The sequence below is a fragment of the Pseudomonas sp. PGPR N4 genome, assembly GCF_059693665.1.
The window spans coordinates 107806-121517 of sequence record NZ_JCAUKV010000003.1 but is presented as its reverse complement, the minus strand read 5'-3'; the positions used below and the strand labels follow the sequence as shown (position 1 = coordinate 121517).

General features: G+C 63.4%; 14 protein-coding genes. 8 read left to right on the top strand and 6 right to left on the bottom strand.

The features are described from left to right. Positions 1 to 14 precede the first annotated feature (14 nt). On the bottom strand, positions 15 to 1172 hold the full coding sequence (locus tag AC58X1_RS14320) for a phospholipase D-like domain-containing protein (RefSeq protein WP_220633139.1): 1158 nt from the start codon (positions 1170 to 1172) through the stop codon (positions 15 to 17). Between the two features lies 1 nt (position 1173). Continuing rightward, entirely contained in the window at positions 1174 to 1755 is a 582-nt protein-coding gene (locus AC58X1_RS14315) for a YceI family protein (RefSeq protein ID WP_101316802.1), read from the bottom strand. Positions 1756 to 1966: 211 nt separating this feature from the next. On the opposite strand from AC58X1_RS14315, the gene olsB reads away from it, so the two are divergent. Both olsB and AC58X1_RS14305 read left to right on the top strand, forming a co-directional pair. Further along, positions 1967 to 2722 (top strand): L-ornithine N(alpha)-acyltransferase, encoded by a 756-nt coding sequence (gene olsB, locus AC58X1_RS14310; RefSeq protein WP_101316799.1) that lies wholly within the window; start codon positions 1967 to 1969, stop codon positions 2720 to 2722. Next, positions 2722 to 3510: a 1-acyl-sn-glycerol-3-phosphate acyltransferase gene (locus AC58X1_RS14305; RefSeq protein ID WP_181089305.1), complete on the top strand. Its 789-nt coding sequence runs from the start codon at positions 2722 to 2724 to the stop codon at positions 3508 to 3510. The genes olsB and AC58X1_RS14305 overlap by 1 nt, the downstream gene beginning before the upstream one ends. Here AC58X1_RS14305 and AC58X1_RS14300 read toward each other — a convergent pair whose 3' ends face one another. Further along, complete coding sequence (locus tag AC58X1_RS14300) at positions 3511 to 4089, bottom strand: acyl carrier protein phosphodiesterase (protein ID WP_312390290.1); 579 nt, start codon at positions 4087 to 4089, stop codon at positions 3511 to 3513. Between the two features lie 222 nt (positions 4090 to 4311). On the opposite strand from AC58X1_RS14300, the gene AC58X1_RS14295 reads away from it, so the two are divergent. From AC58X1_RS14295 to AC58X1_RS14285, 3 genes are read left to right on the top strand one after another with little or no spacing between them, the layout of a single operon-like run. Then, positions 4312 to 4614, top strand: a complete 303-nt coding sequence (locus tag AC58X1_RS14295; protein ID WP_101316793.1) for an ArsR/SmtB family transcription factor — start codon at positions 4312 to 4314, stop codon at positions 4612 to 4614. A gap of 13 nt (positions 4615 to 4627) precedes the next feature. Next, positions 4628 to 5797: an MFS transporter gene (locus AC58X1_RS14290; RefSeq protein ID WP_497429023.1), complete on the top strand. Its 1170-nt coding sequence runs from the start codon at positions 4628 to 4630 to the stop codon at positions 5795 to 5797. Between the two features lie 20 nt (positions 5798 to 5817). Beyond that, entirely contained in the window at positions 5818 to 6867 is a 1050-nt protein-coding gene (locus tag AC58X1_RS14285; protein ID WP_101316789.1) for an alkene reductase, read from the top strand. Positions 6868 to 6913: 46 nt separating this feature from the next. Here AC58X1_RS14285 and AC58X1_RS14280 read toward each other — a convergent pair whose 3' ends face one another. From AC58X1_RS14280 to AC58X1_RS14270, 3 genes are all read right to left on the bottom strand, one after another. Then, complete coding sequence (locus AC58X1_RS14280) at positions 6914 to 7741, bottom strand: ATPase (RefSeq protein WP_497429022.1); 828 nt, start codon at positions 7739 to 7741, stop codon at positions 6914 to 6916. Between the two features lie 86 nt (positions 7742 to 7827). Next, positions 7828 to 8823: an NAD-dependent epimerase/dehydratase family protein gene (locus tag AC58X1_RS14275; RefSeq protein ID WP_150570809.1), complete on the bottom strand. Its 996-nt coding sequence runs from the start codon at positions 8821 to 8823 to the stop codon at positions 7828 to 7830. Between the two features lie 49 nt (positions 8824 to 8872). After that, a complete protein-coding gene (locus AC58X1_RS14270; protein WP_101316783.1) occupies positions 8873 to 9763 on the bottom strand; it encodes a LysR family transcriptional regulator ArgP in 891 nt (296 codons plus the stop codon). A gap of 126 nt (positions 9764 to 9889) precedes the next feature. Between AC58X1_RS14270 and AC58X1_RS14265 the strand changes: the two genes are divergently transcribed. From AC58X1_RS14265 to AC58X1_RS14255, 3 genes are all read left to right on the top strand, one after another. Then, entirely contained in the window at positions 9890 to 10489 is a 600-nt protein-coding gene (locus AC58X1_RS14265) for a LysE/ArgO family amino acid transporter (protein ID WP_101316781.1), read from the top strand. 181 nt (positions 10490 to 10670) lie between these two features. Further along, positions 10671 to 11267: a superoxide dismutase gene (locus AC58X1_RS14260; protein WP_101316779.1), complete on the top strand. Its 597-nt coding sequence runs from the start codon at positions 10671 to 10673 to the stop codon at positions 11265 to 11267. Between the two features lie 249 nt (positions 11268 to 11516). Continuing rightward, complete coding sequence (locus tag AC58X1_RS14255; RefSeq protein ID WP_101316777.1) at positions 11517 to 13568, top strand: putative bifunctional diguanylate cyclase/phosphodiesterase; 2052 nt, start codon at positions 11517 to 11519, stop codon at positions 13566 to 13568. Positions 13569 to 13712: the final 144 nt, after the last annotated feature.

The following is a 13712-nucleotide window of genomic DNA, read 5'->3' as shown; positions in this document are numbered from 1 at the left end:
ATGCGCCGTTCATCTCAATTGCGCCGATCCAGCAGGTTGGCCACCAGCCGGTCCATCCAGCCCCAGATCCGTTGCTTGACTCGCCGCCACAACGGCCGCGCGTTCCAGTGGGCCAGATCAACCTCCTCGCTGAGGGCAAAGTCGCGCTCGAAACTGGCGCTGACTGCTGCGGTCAGGCTGGGGTCGAGCGCTTCGATGTTGGCCTCCAGGTTGAAGCGCAGGTTCCAGTGGTCGAAGTTGCACGAACCGACGCTGACCCAGTCATCGATCACGACCATCTTCAGGTGCAGGAAGCACGGCTGGTATTCAAAGATGCGCACGCCAGCGCGCAGCAAGCGTGGGTAATAGCGGTGCCCGGCGTAGCGCACCGAGGGGTGGTCGGTGCGCGGCCCGGTCAGCAGCAGGCGCACGTCGATGCCGCGCGAAGCAGCCCGACGCAGAGAACGACGCACACTCCAGGTCGGCAAAAAATACGGCGTCGCCAGCCAGATGCGCTGCTGCCCGCTGTTCAGGGCACGCACCAGCGAATGCAGGATGTCGCGGTGTTGCCGGGCATCGGCGTAAGCCACCCGGCCCATGCCCTGCCCTTGCACCGGCACTTTGGGCAGGCGTGGCAGACCGAAACCAGCTGGCGGTCGCCAGGCGGTGCGACGGTCATTGGCATGCCATTGGCGATCGAACAACAGCTGCCAGTCGCTGACCACCGGTCCCTGGATCTGCACCATCACTTCATGCCATTCGCTGCGCTCGGCCTGCGGCTGCCAGAACTCATCGGTGACGCCCGTGCCGCCGACTACCGCCCAGCGGCTGTCGACCAGGAGAATCTTGCGGTGATCGCGGTACAGATTGCGCACGCCGCGGCGCCAGTGCAGGCGGTTGTACCAGCTCAACTGCACACCGGCGCCAAGCAAGCGCTGGCGCAGCGCCGTGGTGAAGGCCAGCGAGCCGTAGTCATCAAACAGGCAGCGCACCTGCACGCCGCGCCGGGCGGCCTGCTCCAGCACAGTGACCACTGCCTCGGCGCACGTGCCGGCCTCGACCAGATAAAGCTCCAGATCGACCTGGCGCTCGGCCTCGGCAATCAGGTGCAACATCCGCGGGAAGAAATCGGGGCCGTCGATCAGCAGCTCGAAATGATTACCGTCGCGCCAAGGAAAGACCGGCCCTGGCATATCAGCGGGCGTTGAAGATCAGCACCGCATTGACCGGTACCGAGGGGTTGATGGACTTCAGCTTGGCGAACTTGCGCAGGCTCTCGAGCCCGGGCAGCAGGCCATAGTCAGCGGCGCGCAGGATCAACGGTTCAAGGGTCACCACCTGAAAGCGCCGCTCGTCCAGGCGCGTGGCCATCAGCAATGCGTTGTAGCTGTGCGAGTGGCCGTGCAGGGTGACGGTCAGCGGCAGGCGCAATTCGATCTGCGCGCCGTTGGCGAGGTTGTCGATCGGGCGCAGGTCGATCTGCGCCTTGACCTTCGCTTCGGGGAACTGGTCGACCTCGAACAGGCCATCGCGCATGCGCTCGTCACGCAGCGGGATACCACTGCTGACCGAATCCATCTCGATCCGCAGGCCGGCTGCGCCCTTGCGATCGACGCTGCCGTGCAGCACCAGAAAGCGATGCACTTCGGTGATCTCGCCGTTTTTGCCGGTGACGAACGACAAGCGCGAAGACTCACCGTCCAGGTGCCAATTGGCATGAGCAGGCAGGCACAACGCCAGGAACAGGGCGGGAAGCAGACGGGCAAGCATGGGCATGGGAAATTCCGTGAAACAAAGCCGTGAACATTACCCGCCCGCCTTCGGTGCAGCAAGCAGCAGTCTCGCGGCCCCTCAGGTACGGCCAGCGGTGGCTGTCACGCAAGCATCACCAAAGATTCACCGAGGTGACACCCCCCCTACCTAGGCTGACCCTGCACAACAAAGCCGACCGGCAGCCCCGCACATGGTTGGCCAATGGAGACTCGCAATGACCCAGATCGCTCGCTCAGGCGACACCAGCACTGAACGCCGTCTGCAAGCCGAGCGCCTGCTAGGCGCTGCGGCCCTGCAAGAAGCCCAGGCCCTGCGTTTCAAGGTGTTCAGCGGTGAACTCATGGCCAAGCTCAAGGGCGCCGAACAGGGCCTGGACATGGACGATTTCGATATCCACTGCCGCCATATCGGCGTGCGTGACCTGAGCACTGGCCGCCTGGTTGCCACCACCCGCTTGCTAGACCACCAAGCCGCGAGCAGCCTCGGGCGTTTCTACAGCGAAGAAGAGTTCAGCCTGCACGGCCTGCTGCAATTGCAGGGGCCGATCCTTGAACTGGGCCGCACCTGCGTCGACCCGGCCTATCGCAACGGCGGCACCATCGCCGTGCTCTGGGGCGAGCTGGCCGAGGTGCTCAACGAAGGCAGCTACAGCTACCTGATGGGCTGCGCGAGCATCCCCATGCAGGATGGCGGTGTGCAGGCCCACGCGATCATGCAGCGCCTGCGTGAACGCTACCTGTGCACCGAAAACCTGCGCGCCGAGCCGAAAAAACCGCTGCCGACTCTGGCCCTGCCGAACAACGTGATTGCCGAAATGCCCCCGCTGCTCAAGGCCTACATGCGCCTGGGCGCGAAGATCTGCGGCGAACCGTGCTGGGACGAGGACTTCCAGGTCGCCGACGTGTTCATCCTGCTCAAACGCGACGACCTCTGCCCGCGCTACGCCCGCCACTTCAAGGCAGCGGTGTGATGCTGAGGCTGCGGGTCGCCGCCCGCCTGGCACGTTTGCTGTGGGTGCTGCTGATCGGCATGGCCATGGCCAGCGTTACCGCGCTTGGCCAGCGTCTGCGTGTGCCGGTGTCGCTGGCTCTGCGCCAGCGCTGGAGCCGCTGGTACATGCAGCGCCTGGTCGGCGCGCTGCCATTTCAGGTCGAGGTGCTCGGCGAGCTGCCGCAGCGGCCGATGCTGTGGGTCGGCAATCACGTGTCATGGACCGACATTCCGCTGCTCGGCATGCTCACCCCGCTATCGTTTCTGTCCAAGGCCGAAGTCCGTCACTGGCCGCTGGCCGGCTGGCTTGCCGAGCAGGCCGGGACGCTGTTCATCCGCCGCGGTGGCGGTGACGCCCAAGGCCTGCGCGAGCAGATCAGCCAACAATTGGGCGACGCCCTGCCGCTGTTGATCTTTCCGGAAGGCACCACTACCGATGGCCGCAGCCTGCGCACCTTCCACGGCCGCCTGCTGGCCGGCGCCATCGATGGCGCTACCCCACTGCAACCGGTGGCGATTCAGTACTGGCGCAGTGGTGAGGTTGATCCAATTGCACCTTTCGTTGGCGATGACGACCTGGTTTCACACCTGCTGCGCTTGTTTGCCCAACCGCGTGGGCAGGTACGCATTCAGTTGCTGGCGCCGATCAGCAGCGTCGGCAAGGAGCGCGCGCAGCTGGCGTTTCAGGCACAACAAGCCATTCATGGCGCCCTGTTCGGGCACGAGCAAGCCGAGTTGGCCCCACGCCGGCAAGCGCGAGCGGCTTGATCAGCGGGGCCAGCGGGCGCTGGCGAACGCCTGCAGCTGTGGATAAAACGCTCTGAAGTCTTCCAGCAACGGCTGGTACAGCGCCTCCAGTTCGGGCATTACTCCCGCCAAGCCTTCGGGGCGCGACAGGCGCCGGCCTATGCCTCGGAATACGTACTCCAGCGTAGCGAAATCGCCGTACGCGGCCAGCCAGTCGTCCGCGGCCATCATCGGAGCGATATGCGCGAGCCGGCCTGGCAGCTCGGGCTCGGCGAGCAGGACCTGGTAAAAGCGCTGGGTAAACTCGGTCAGCGGCTGGGCGGCGTAGTCGTGCCAGTGGTGCGCCAGGCAATGGTCGAAAAATACGTCGAGCACGATTCCGGCGTAGCGCCGCCGCTCCCGCGGGAAACGGGCCAGTGCGGCTAGCACTATGGGGTGGCTGTCGGTGTAGCTGTCGATCGAGCGGTGGAGCTGGATGGCAGCTTCCAGGGTGGGCGGGAAACGGCCGTGCAGGGTGCCTTTGACGAAATCGCCGTATAGGCTGCCGAGTAGTTGCTGCGGCTGTTGGCCGCCTAGGTGGAGGTGGGCTAGGTAGTTCATGGGGGCAGTATAAGATTTCTGCGGGTGGGTCGGCTTGGGATGATGGATAACTGGCTGCGGGCTTATCTGCTTTTTGTGGTGTTTTGCTGACCCCCAATATCGTTATAACCCGATATAGCGATTCGACCCGAGCTAAGACCAACATCATATTTGTATATCGCGAAATACCGATTTATATTTCGTCCCATCGCGATATAGCGCCCTACCCCAAGAGCCTCCCCCATGCCCCTGGACCTCGACGAAACCATCAAAGCCCTGTCCCACCCAGTCCGCCGCGAAATCCTCGGCTGGCTCAAGGACCCGGCCACCCAGTTCCCCGATCAACAGCACAGCATCGAGCACGGTGTCTGCGCCGGCCAGATCGACCAACGCTGCGGCCTCTCGCAATCCACCGTGTCGGCCCACCTGGCCACCCTGCAACGCGCAGGCCTGATCAGCAGCCAGAAAATCGGCCAGTGGCACTTTTTCAAACGCAACGAGGACGCGATCCAGGCGTTTCTCAAGCAACTGAGCGAAACGCTCTGACGAGGATTCAGCGATGCCCCTTCCACTCTTGATGCTGGCGCTGAGCGCCTTCGCCATCGGCACCACCGAATTCGTCATCATGGGCCTGCTGCCCGAAGTGGCGAGCGACCTCGGCGTGTCTATCCCTGGTGCTGGCTGGCTGGTTACCGGCTATGCCCTGGGCGTCGCCATCGGCGCACCGTTCATGGCCCTGGCCACCGCCCGCCTGCCACGCAAGGCCGCGCTGGTCACGCTGATGGGCGTGTTCATCGTCGGCAACCTGCTGTGCGCCGTCGCCGCTGACTACAACCTGTTGATGTTCGCCCGTGTAGTCACCGCGCTGTGCCATGGGGCCTTCTTCGGCATCGGTTCCGTGGTCGCCGCCAGCCTGGTACCGGCCGATCGCCGCGCCTCCGCCGTAGCCTTGATGTTCACCGGCCTGACCCTGGCCAACGTGCTCGGCGTGCCGCTGGGGACTGCGCTGGGCCAGGTCGCCGGCTGGCGTTCGACCTTCTGGGCAGTGACCGTGATCGGTGTGATCGCGCTGACCGGCCTGATCCGCTACCTGCCGCTGCAACGTGACGAAGAGGCGGTCGACATGCGCGCTGAACTGGCCGCGCTGAAAGGGGCCGGTATCTGGTTGTCACTGAGCATGACCGTGCTGTTCTCGGCCTCGATGTTCGCCCTCTTCACTTATGTCGCGCCGCTGTTGGGTGATGTCACCGGGGTTTCGCCCAGCGGCGTGACCTGGACCTTGCTGCTGATCGGCCTTGGCCTGACCCTGGGCAACATCATCGGCGGCAAGCTCGCCGACCGCCGTCTGGGCGCAACTCTGATTGGCGTGTTTGTGGCCATGGCGGTGATCTCGACGTTGTTCAGCTGGACCAGCAGCGCCGTGATCCCCGCTGAAATCACTCTGTTCCTGTGGGCCACAGCTGCCTTTGCCGCCGTGCCGGCACTACAGGTCAACGTGGTCACCTACGGCAAGGCTGCACCGAACCTGGTGTCGACCTTGAACATCGGCGCCTTCAACCTGGGCAACGCCCTCGGCGCCTGGGTCGGCGGTAGCGTGATCGCCCATGGTCTGGGCCTGACCCGCGTGCCGCTGGCCGCCGCAGCCCTGGCGCTGCTGGCCCTGATCGTCACCCTCATCACTTTCAACCAGCGCGGCAACGATGCCGAGCTGGCCACCGCTGGCAACTGAACCTTTGCGAGGCTGAACCGATGACTACGCTATTCGATCCACTGCTGCTGGGTGACCTGCAGTTGCCCAACCGCATCATCATGGCGCCACTGACCCGCTGCCGCGCCGACGAAGGCCGCGTGCCCAATGCGCTGATGACCGAGTACTACGTGCAGCGCGCCAGCGCCGGGCTGATTCTCAGTGAGGCGACTTCGGTGACGCCAATGGGCGTTGGCTACCCGGACACCCCCGGCATCTGGTCCAACGACCAGGTGCGCGGCTGGCACAGCCTGACCAAGGCAGTGCATGCTGCCGGCGGGCGGATCTTCCTGCAGCTGTGGCACGTCGGGCGCATCTCCCACCCCAGCTACCTCAACGGTGAACTGCCGGTTGCGCCCAGCGCGATCCAGCCCAAGGGCCATGTCAGCCTGGTGCGTCCGCTGGCCGACTACCCAACCCCGCGGGCACTGGAAAGCGAAGAGATCGCCGACATTGTCGAGGCCTATCGGATCGGTGCCGAGAACGCCAAGGCGGCGGGCTTTGATGGCGTCGAAATTCATGGCGCCAACGGCTACCTGCTGGATCAGTTTCTGCAAAGCAGCACCAACCAGCGCAACGACAACTACGGCGGTTCACTGGAGAACCGGGCCCGGCTGCTGCTGGAGGTGACCGATGCGGTGATCGAAGTGTGGGGCGCCCAGCGCGTCGGCATGCACCTGGCGCCACGCGCCGATGCCCATGACATGGGCGATGCTGACCGCGCCGAGACCTTCACCTACGTCGCCCGCGAACTGGGCAAACGCGGTATCGCGTTTATCTGCTCGCGGGAAAAACTCGCCGACGACAGCCTCGGCGCGCAGATCAAGCAAGCATTCGGTGGGCCGTACATCGTCAACGAACGCTTCGACAAGGCCAGCGCCAACGCTGCCCTTGCCGGTGGCCTGGCCGATGCCGTGGCGTTTGGCGTGCCGTTCATTGCCAACCCGGACCTGCCAGCACGTTTGGCCGCCGATGCGCCGTTGAACGAGGCGCGGCCGGAGGGGTTCTATGGCGGTGGCGCGGTGGGCTATATCGACTATCCACGGCTGTAAGCAGATGAATGGGGCCGCCTTGCGCGGCCCCCCATCAGCATTACGGCTATGGCCGGGCGTTGATCTGCTGTTGCAGGTTCTGCACCTGGTTCTGCAGGGTGTTCAGGCTGCGCGTGGTCTGCCCCCTGAAAGCGTCGAATTCCTGCACCGAGGCACCGCTGCTGGCCGCTGCTGCGGGGCGATTGTCGATCTGGCTCTTCAGCACCAGCACGTCCTGCTCCAGACTGCTGATCGCCGCGCTCGGGTTGCCCTGCTTCTTCAGCGCGGCAATCTCGCTGTTCAGGCTCTTGAGCTCGTTGTCGAGCTTGCCGCCATCCAGCTGGCCCGCCTTCAGCGCCGCCAACTCGGCATTCACCGCCTTCAACTGCGCCTGCAATTGGGTCTGCAATTCAGTTACAGCTTTTTGCTGGTCGCGGGTATCGGCCAGCACCTGTTCCAGACGCTTGCCGAGGTCGCCGGCCTGACCGGCCACGCCCTGCTGCTGCTTGCCCTGCTCGGCCAGGCTGGCCTGCAACTGGCGAATCTGCAGTTTCAAGGCTTCGCTGCCGGTGTTGACGCTGGCATCGCTGGCTTCGACCTTGCCGCTGATCGCTTGCAGCCGGCCGGCGGCTTCCTCGCTGATGCGGGCAAAGCTCTCCTGGGTCGCGACCAGTTGCTGCTCCATCAGCGAAATCTGCTGGAAGCTCCACCAGCCGAGCCCGGCCAGGGCGATGAACGAGGCCACCAGCAAAGCCCAGAGCGGCGCGGTGTTGGTCGGCCGTGCGGCTTTCTGGCGGCTGCGCGCCACGTGCTTGGGGAGCAGTTCATCGTCATCTCGGGTGCCGGCACGCAATGTTGGCACGTCGTCGAAGTCGTCGCGAAGATCGTTACGCATGGGGGCTTTCAACCACAGTCATAGCAAAGAGACACAGTATAAACCGCCAGCGCGTTACGTTGATGACCATCATCAAGACGCGCGCTTCAGCGGTTGTGCGGGACGTTCTTCCACCAGCCGCAGAACTCGTCGAGCGCGCTCCACAGGCTGACCTGAGGCCGGTAATCCAGATGCTGCCGGGCCCGACTGATGTCGAGAGTGAAGTCCTTGCTCATGACCTGCATACCCAGGCGTGACAAGGTTGGCTGCGGGCGGCCAGGCCAGAGCATGCACGCCGCTTCGTTGAGTGCTGCCAGGCTGTAACCCAGGCCGTAGGAGCGGTAGCGGGTGACCTGCGGCAACTGCATCTGACGCATGACGTAATTGACCACATCCCACAGCGGCAGCGGCTGGCCGTTACTGATGTTGTAGGCCTGGCCGAGCGCCTCATCATCTGCAAAGAGTGAGCTGAGCAACGCTTCGTTGAGGTTGTGCACACTGGTGAAGTCGGCCATGTTCAGGCCGTTGCCGATGATCGCCAGGCGGCGCTTGCGCTGCATCTGCAGCAAGCGCGGGAAGATGTTCGCATCGCCGGCGCCGGTGACCAGCCGTGGGCGCAGGGCGAGCACTTCGAGGCCGAACTCCTGCGCGCCGAAGACCTTCTGCTCGGCGAGAAATTTGGTCGTGGCGTAATGGTCATGCATGCGCCGCGGCAGCTGCTGTTCCTGCACATTCAGGCGGGAGCGGCCATTGAAGTAGATCGACGGCGACGACAGGTGTACCAGCCGGCGCACATGTTCCTTGAGGCAGCCTTCAACGACGTTTTCGGTGACCACCACATTGCCCTGATGGAAATCCTGGTAGCGCCCCCAGGCGCCGGTCATGCCCGCGCAATGCACCACGGCATCGACGCCCTGGCACAGACGCCGGGCCAGCTCGGCATCACCGAGGTCACCTGGGATGAACTGCGCGCCGCGCTTGACCAAATGCTCCACGCCTTCGGCACGCCGCCCGTTGACACGGACCTCAAGGCCCTGCTCCAGGGCAAAACGCGCAAAGCGCCCGCCGATAAAGCCGCTCGCGCCGGTGACCAGAATTCGCATGTAACACTCCGCCTTGCCAGATTTCAGATGCAGTTGACGTCGCGGCCGGCTACAACGGCACTAGCCAACCTGGCGCCATTTGGCGCAGGTGCTCGGTCAATTGGGCGAGCAGTTGCCCGCCATTGCGCCAATGATGCCAGTACAGCGGCACATCGATCGGAGTATCGGCGCAGATTTCTACCAGTTCGCCACACTGCAGCTGCGCAGTCACCTGCCGCTCCGGCACCAGGCCCCAGCCCAGGCCGGCTTCGGTCATGCGCAGAAAGCCCTCCGAGGACGGGCACAGGTGATGCAAAAATCCATCGGCAATGCCTAGCGATGCGAGATAACGGTGCTGGAGGAAGTCATCCGGGCCGAACACGATCGCCGGGGTCCGCGCCAGCCGGCTGGCGTCGAAGCCCTGCGGGAAATGCCGGGCCATGAATGCCGGGCTTGCCAAGGCGCGATAGCGCATGGCGCCCAGTGGCTGGCTGCGCGCGCCGGCCACCGGGCGCTCGCTGCCACACAGGCAAGCCGCAACCTCACCGGCGCGCATGCGCTTGAGGCCGACGTCCTGATCCTCGACTACCAGGTCCAGCAACACCGGCTGTTCGGCGCAAAACGCGCCCACCGCACCGGCCCACCAGGTCGCCAGGCTATCGGCATTGAGCGCAATGCGCAGACGTTCGGGCATACCGCCTTCGTCCAGCGCCGGCACCTGGCGCTGCAGGTCACGCTCGAGCAGGCGCACCTGCTGCACATGGTTGAGCAGTTGCCGGCCGACTTCGGTCGGGCTCGGCGGCATGGCGCGCACCAGCACCGGCTGGCCGACCCGCGCTTCGAGCAGCTTGATCCGCTGCGACACGGCCGATTGCGACAGGCCAAGCACTTGTGCTGCGCGCTCGAAACCGCCTTGTTCGATGACCGCCGCCAGGGCCGCCAGGAGCTTGTAGTCGAACATCGATTTTACTAATGCCTGATCAGCTTTATTGGTTTTTCTTATACAACGCAGATCGGCACAATGACCAGCATTCGATCAAGCAATCAGCGCCAGCCAATCGGTTGGTGGCAGTGGAGTGTCTGCGCTATGTGGCAAAGTTATATGAACGGCATGCTGGTTGCCTTTGGCCTGATCATGGCCATCGGCACGCAAAACGCGTTTGTACTGGCGCAGAGCCTGCGCCGTGAACACCATCTGCCGGTGGCCATCCTCTGCGTGGTCTGCGACGCCCTGCTGGTTGCCGCCGGAGTGTTCGGACTGGCCACGGTGCTGGCGCAGAACCCGACGTTGCTGGCTGCTGCGCGTTGGGGCGGCGCGGCGTTCTTGATCTGGTACGGGGCCAAGGCCTTGCAACGGGCCTGCTCCAAACAAAGCCTGGAGCAGGAGCAAGGCCAGGGCTCCCGCTCGCGCCGGGCGGTGCTGCTCAGCGCCTTGGCAGTGACCCTGCTAAACCCCCATGTGTACCTGGATACGGTGCTGCTGATCGGCTCCCTGGGCGCCCAGCAAACCGTGCCCAGCGCTTACGTAGCAGGGGCGGCCAGCGCCTCACTGGTGTGGTTCTTCACCCTCGCCCTCGGCGCAGCCTGGCTGGCACCGTGGCTGGCACGGCCGGCGACCTGGCGCCTGCTCGACCTGATGGTGGCAGTGATGATGTTTGCGGTGGCCGCGCAGCTGATTCTGGGCTGAATGCCACTGGCGCCGGCGCTGCAACTATTTGTCCCTATAGTTGTTGCGTGGTTATGCGCGGGGGCTGGTGATATGATCCAAGGCTTGCGTCGCAAAGAGTACAAACTCGCCGACGTACCTCGGGCCGCCCGTGATCGGCCTTGCGCAAACCGCGAATTAGACCTGAATCAGGAGATCCACCATGGCTTTTGAATTGCCGCCGCTGCCGTACGCTCATGATGCCCTGCAGCCGCACATCTCCAAGGAAACCCTGGAGTATCACCACGACAAGCACCACAACACCTATGTCGTGAACCTGAACAACCTGGTCCCAGGCACCGAATTCGAAGGCAAGACCCTGGAAGAGATCGTCAAGACCTCTTCGGGTGGCATCTTCAACAACGCCGCTCAGGTCTGGAACCACACCTTCTACTGGAACTGCCTGGCACCAAACGCCGGCGGCCAACCGACTGGCGCACTGGCCGAGGCCATCAACGCCGCCTTCGGTTCGTTCGACAAGTTCAAGGAAGAGTTCACCAAGACTTCGGTCGGCACCTTCGGTTCCGGTTGGGGCTGGCTGGTGAAGAAAGCTGACGGTTCCCTGGCACTGGCCAGCACCATCGGCGCCGGCAACCCGCTGACCAACGGCGACACTCCGCTGCTGACCTGCGACGTCTGGGAGCACGCTTACTACATCGACTACCGCAACGTCCGTCCTAAGTATGTCGAGGCGTTCTGGAACCTGGTCAACTGGAAGTTCGTTGCCGAGCAGTTCGAAGGCCAGACCTTCAAGGCCTGATCGACTTCGCTTTTGGCACAAAAAAAACCCGGCACTTGCCGGGTTTTTTTATGCCCGCTCGCACCGCTGCAAATCCAGCTTGATCCGCCCGCATAGCGCGCTAACATCAAATCTCTGGGAAAGTTGGCGCATAGCACTAAAGTAGCAAGCCTGCGCAACCGATACAGTAGCAATGCAACAAAGGGTCGATAGTGTCTTGCCACAACTACTGGCAAAATAATGGCATGCGCATGGATTAAGGAATCCCCATTGAAGCTGCAATTGCGGAACAGCTTATCGGTCAAGTTGCTCAGGGTAGTGCTGCTGTCGGCGCTAGCGGTTGGCGTCGTCCTTAGCTGTGCGCAGATCGTCTACGACACCTACAAGACGCGTCAGGCGGTGAACAGCGATGCCCAGCGCATCCTCGACATGTTCCGTGACCCGTCGACGCAGGCGGTTTACAGCCTCGACCGGGAAATGGGCATGCAGGTCATGGAAGGCCTGTTCCAGGATGACTCGGTGCGCATGGCCTCGATTGGCCACCCCAACGAAACCATGCTCGCAGAGAAATCGCGACCGCTGCGCGACATGTCGATGCGCTGGCTGACCGATCTGTTGCTCGGTCAGGAACGCACCTACACCACGCAACTGGTCGGCCGCGGCCCCTACAGCGAGTATTACGGCGACCTCAGCATCACCCTCGACACTGCCGCCTATGGCAAAGAATTCCTGATCAACGCCGTGATCATCTTCATCTCCGGCGTACTACGAGCGCTGGCCATGGGCCTGGTGCTGTACCTGGTCTACCACTGGCTGCTGACCAAGCCGCTGTCGAAGATCATCGAGCACCTTACCCAGATCAACCCTGATCGGCCCAGCCAGCATCAGATTCCGCTGGTCAAAGGCCACGAAAAGAATGAACTGGGTTTGTGGGTCAACACCGCCAACCAGCTGCTGGCCTCGATCGAGCGCAATACCCACCTGCGCCATGAAGCCGAGAACAGCCTGCAACGTATGGCTCAGTATGACTTTCTGACCGGCTTGCCCAACCGCCAGCAATTGCAGCAGCAACTGGACAAGATCCTCGTCGATGGCGGCCGCCTGCAGCGCCGAGTAGCGGTGCTGTGCGTAGGTCTGGATGACTTCAAAGGCATCAACGAACAATTCGGTTATCAGGTCGGTGACCAGTTGCTGCTGGCCCTGGCCGACCGTCTGCGCGCACACAGTGGCCGCCTCGGCGCCCTGGCCCGGCTGGGCGGCGACCAGTTTGCGCTAGTCCAGGCCGACATCGAGCAGCCTTACGAGGCGGCCGAGCTGGCCCAGAGCATCCTCGACGACCTGGAGGCGCCGTTTGCCCTCGAGCAGCAGGAAATCCGCCTGCGCGCGACCATCGGCATCACCCTGTTCCCGGAGGACGGCGACAGCACCGAAAAGCTCCTGCAAAAGGCCGAGCAGACCATGACTCTGGCCAAGGCGCGCTCGCGCAATCGCTACCAGTTCTACATCGCCAGCGTCGACAGCGAAATGCGCCGACGCCGCGAACTGGAAAAGGACCTGCGCGAAGCCCTGCCGCGCAACCAGCTGTACCTGGTTTATCAGCCACAGATCAGCTACCGCGACCACAGCGTAGTCGGCGTCGAGGCCCTGCTGCGCTGGCAGCATCCGCAGCTGGGCATGGTCCCTCCCGACCAGTTCATCCCGCTGGCCGAGCAGAATGGCCACATCATCCCGATCGGCGAATGGGTCCTCGACCAGGCCTGCCGGCAACTGCGCGAATGGCATGATCAGGGCTTTGGCGAGCTGCGCATGGCGGTCAACCTGTCGACCGTGCAACTGCACCACAACGAGCTGCCGCGGGTGGTCAACAACCTGCTGCAGGCCTATCGCCTGCCGCCACGCAGCCTTGAGCTGGAAGTCACCGAAACCGGCCTGATGGAAGACATCAGCACCGCCGCCCAGCACCTGCTTAGCCTGCGTCGCTCAGGTGCGCTGATTGCGATTGACGACTTCGGCACTGGTTATTCTTCGCTCAGCTACCTGAAATCGCTGCCGCTGGACAAGATCAAGATCGACAAGAGCTTTGTCCAGGACCTGCTCGATGACGACGATGACGCCACCATCGTTCGCGCCATCATCCAGCTCGGCAAGAGCCTTGGCATGCAGGTCATCGCCGAAGGCGTGGAAACCGCCGAGCAGGAGACCTACATCATTGCCCAGGGCTGCCATGAGGGGCAGGGCTATCACTACAGCAAGCCGCTGTCGGCGCGCGAGCTGACTGCCTACCTCAAGCAGGCCCAGCGCAATCAGGTCTCAGTGCTGTAAACCCCGCCAGAACAGGAAAATGCCCCACCCGCGGGCATTTTCATGAATTCACTGCCCACCCCTTTACAGCAAATGCAAATCTTTCGCATGATGTCACGGTTTCGCGTGCCACGGCACACGTCCAAACCCACCACGCAGGAAACC

Coding starts and splice junctions, on each gene's coding strand:
- AC58X1_RS14320 (WP_220633139.1), bottom strand. CDS start 1,172: ATGCCAGGGCCGGTCTTTCCTTGGCGCGACGGTAATCATTTCGAGCTG.
- AC58X1_RS14315 (WP_101316802.1), bottom strand. CDS start 1,755: ATGCCCATGCTTGCCCGTCTGCTTCCCGCCCTGTTCCTGGCGTTGTGC.
- olsB (WP_101316799.1), top strand. CDS start 1,967: ATGACCCAGATCGCTCGCTCAGGCGACACCAGCACTGAACGCCGTCTG.
- AC58X1_RS14305 (WP_181089305.1), top strand. CDS start 2,722: ATGCTGAGGCTGCGGGTCGCCGCCCGCCTGGCACGTTTGCTGTGGGTG.
- AC58X1_RS14300 (WP_312390290.1), bottom strand. CDS start 4,089: ATGAACTACCTAGCCCACCTCCACCTAGGCGGCCAACAGCCGCAGCAA.
- AC58X1_RS14295 (WP_101316793.1), top strand. CDS start 4,312: ATGCCCCTGGACCTCGACGAAACCATCAAAGCCCTGTCCCACCCAGTC.
- AC58X1_RS14290 (WP_497429023.1), top strand. CDS start 4,628: ATGCCCCTTCCACTCTTGATGCTGGCGCTGAGCGCCTTCGCCATCGGC.
- AC58X1_RS14285 (WP_101316789.1), top strand. CDS start 5,818: ATGACTACGCTATTCGATCCACTGCTGCTGGGTGACCTGCAGTTGCCC.
- AC58X1_RS14280 (WP_497429022.1), bottom strand. CDS start 7,741: ATGCGTAACGATCTTCGCGACGACTTCGACGACGTGCCAACATTGCGT.
- AC58X1_RS14275 (WP_150570809.1), bottom strand. CDS start 8,823: ATGCGAATTCTGGTCACCGGCGCGAGCGGCTTTATCGGCGGGCGCTTT.
- AC58X1_RS14270 (WP_101316783.1), bottom strand. CDS start 9,763: ATGTTCGACTACAAGCTCCTGGCGGCCCTGGCGGCGGTCATCGAACAA.
- AC58X1_RS14265 (WP_101316781.1), top strand. CDS start 9,890: ATGTGGCAAAGTTATATGAACGGCATGCTGGTTGCCTTTGGCCTGATC.
- AC58X1_RS14260 (WP_101316779.1), top strand. CDS start 10,671: ATGGCTTTTGAATTGCCGCCGCTGCCGTACGCTCATGATGCCCTGCAG.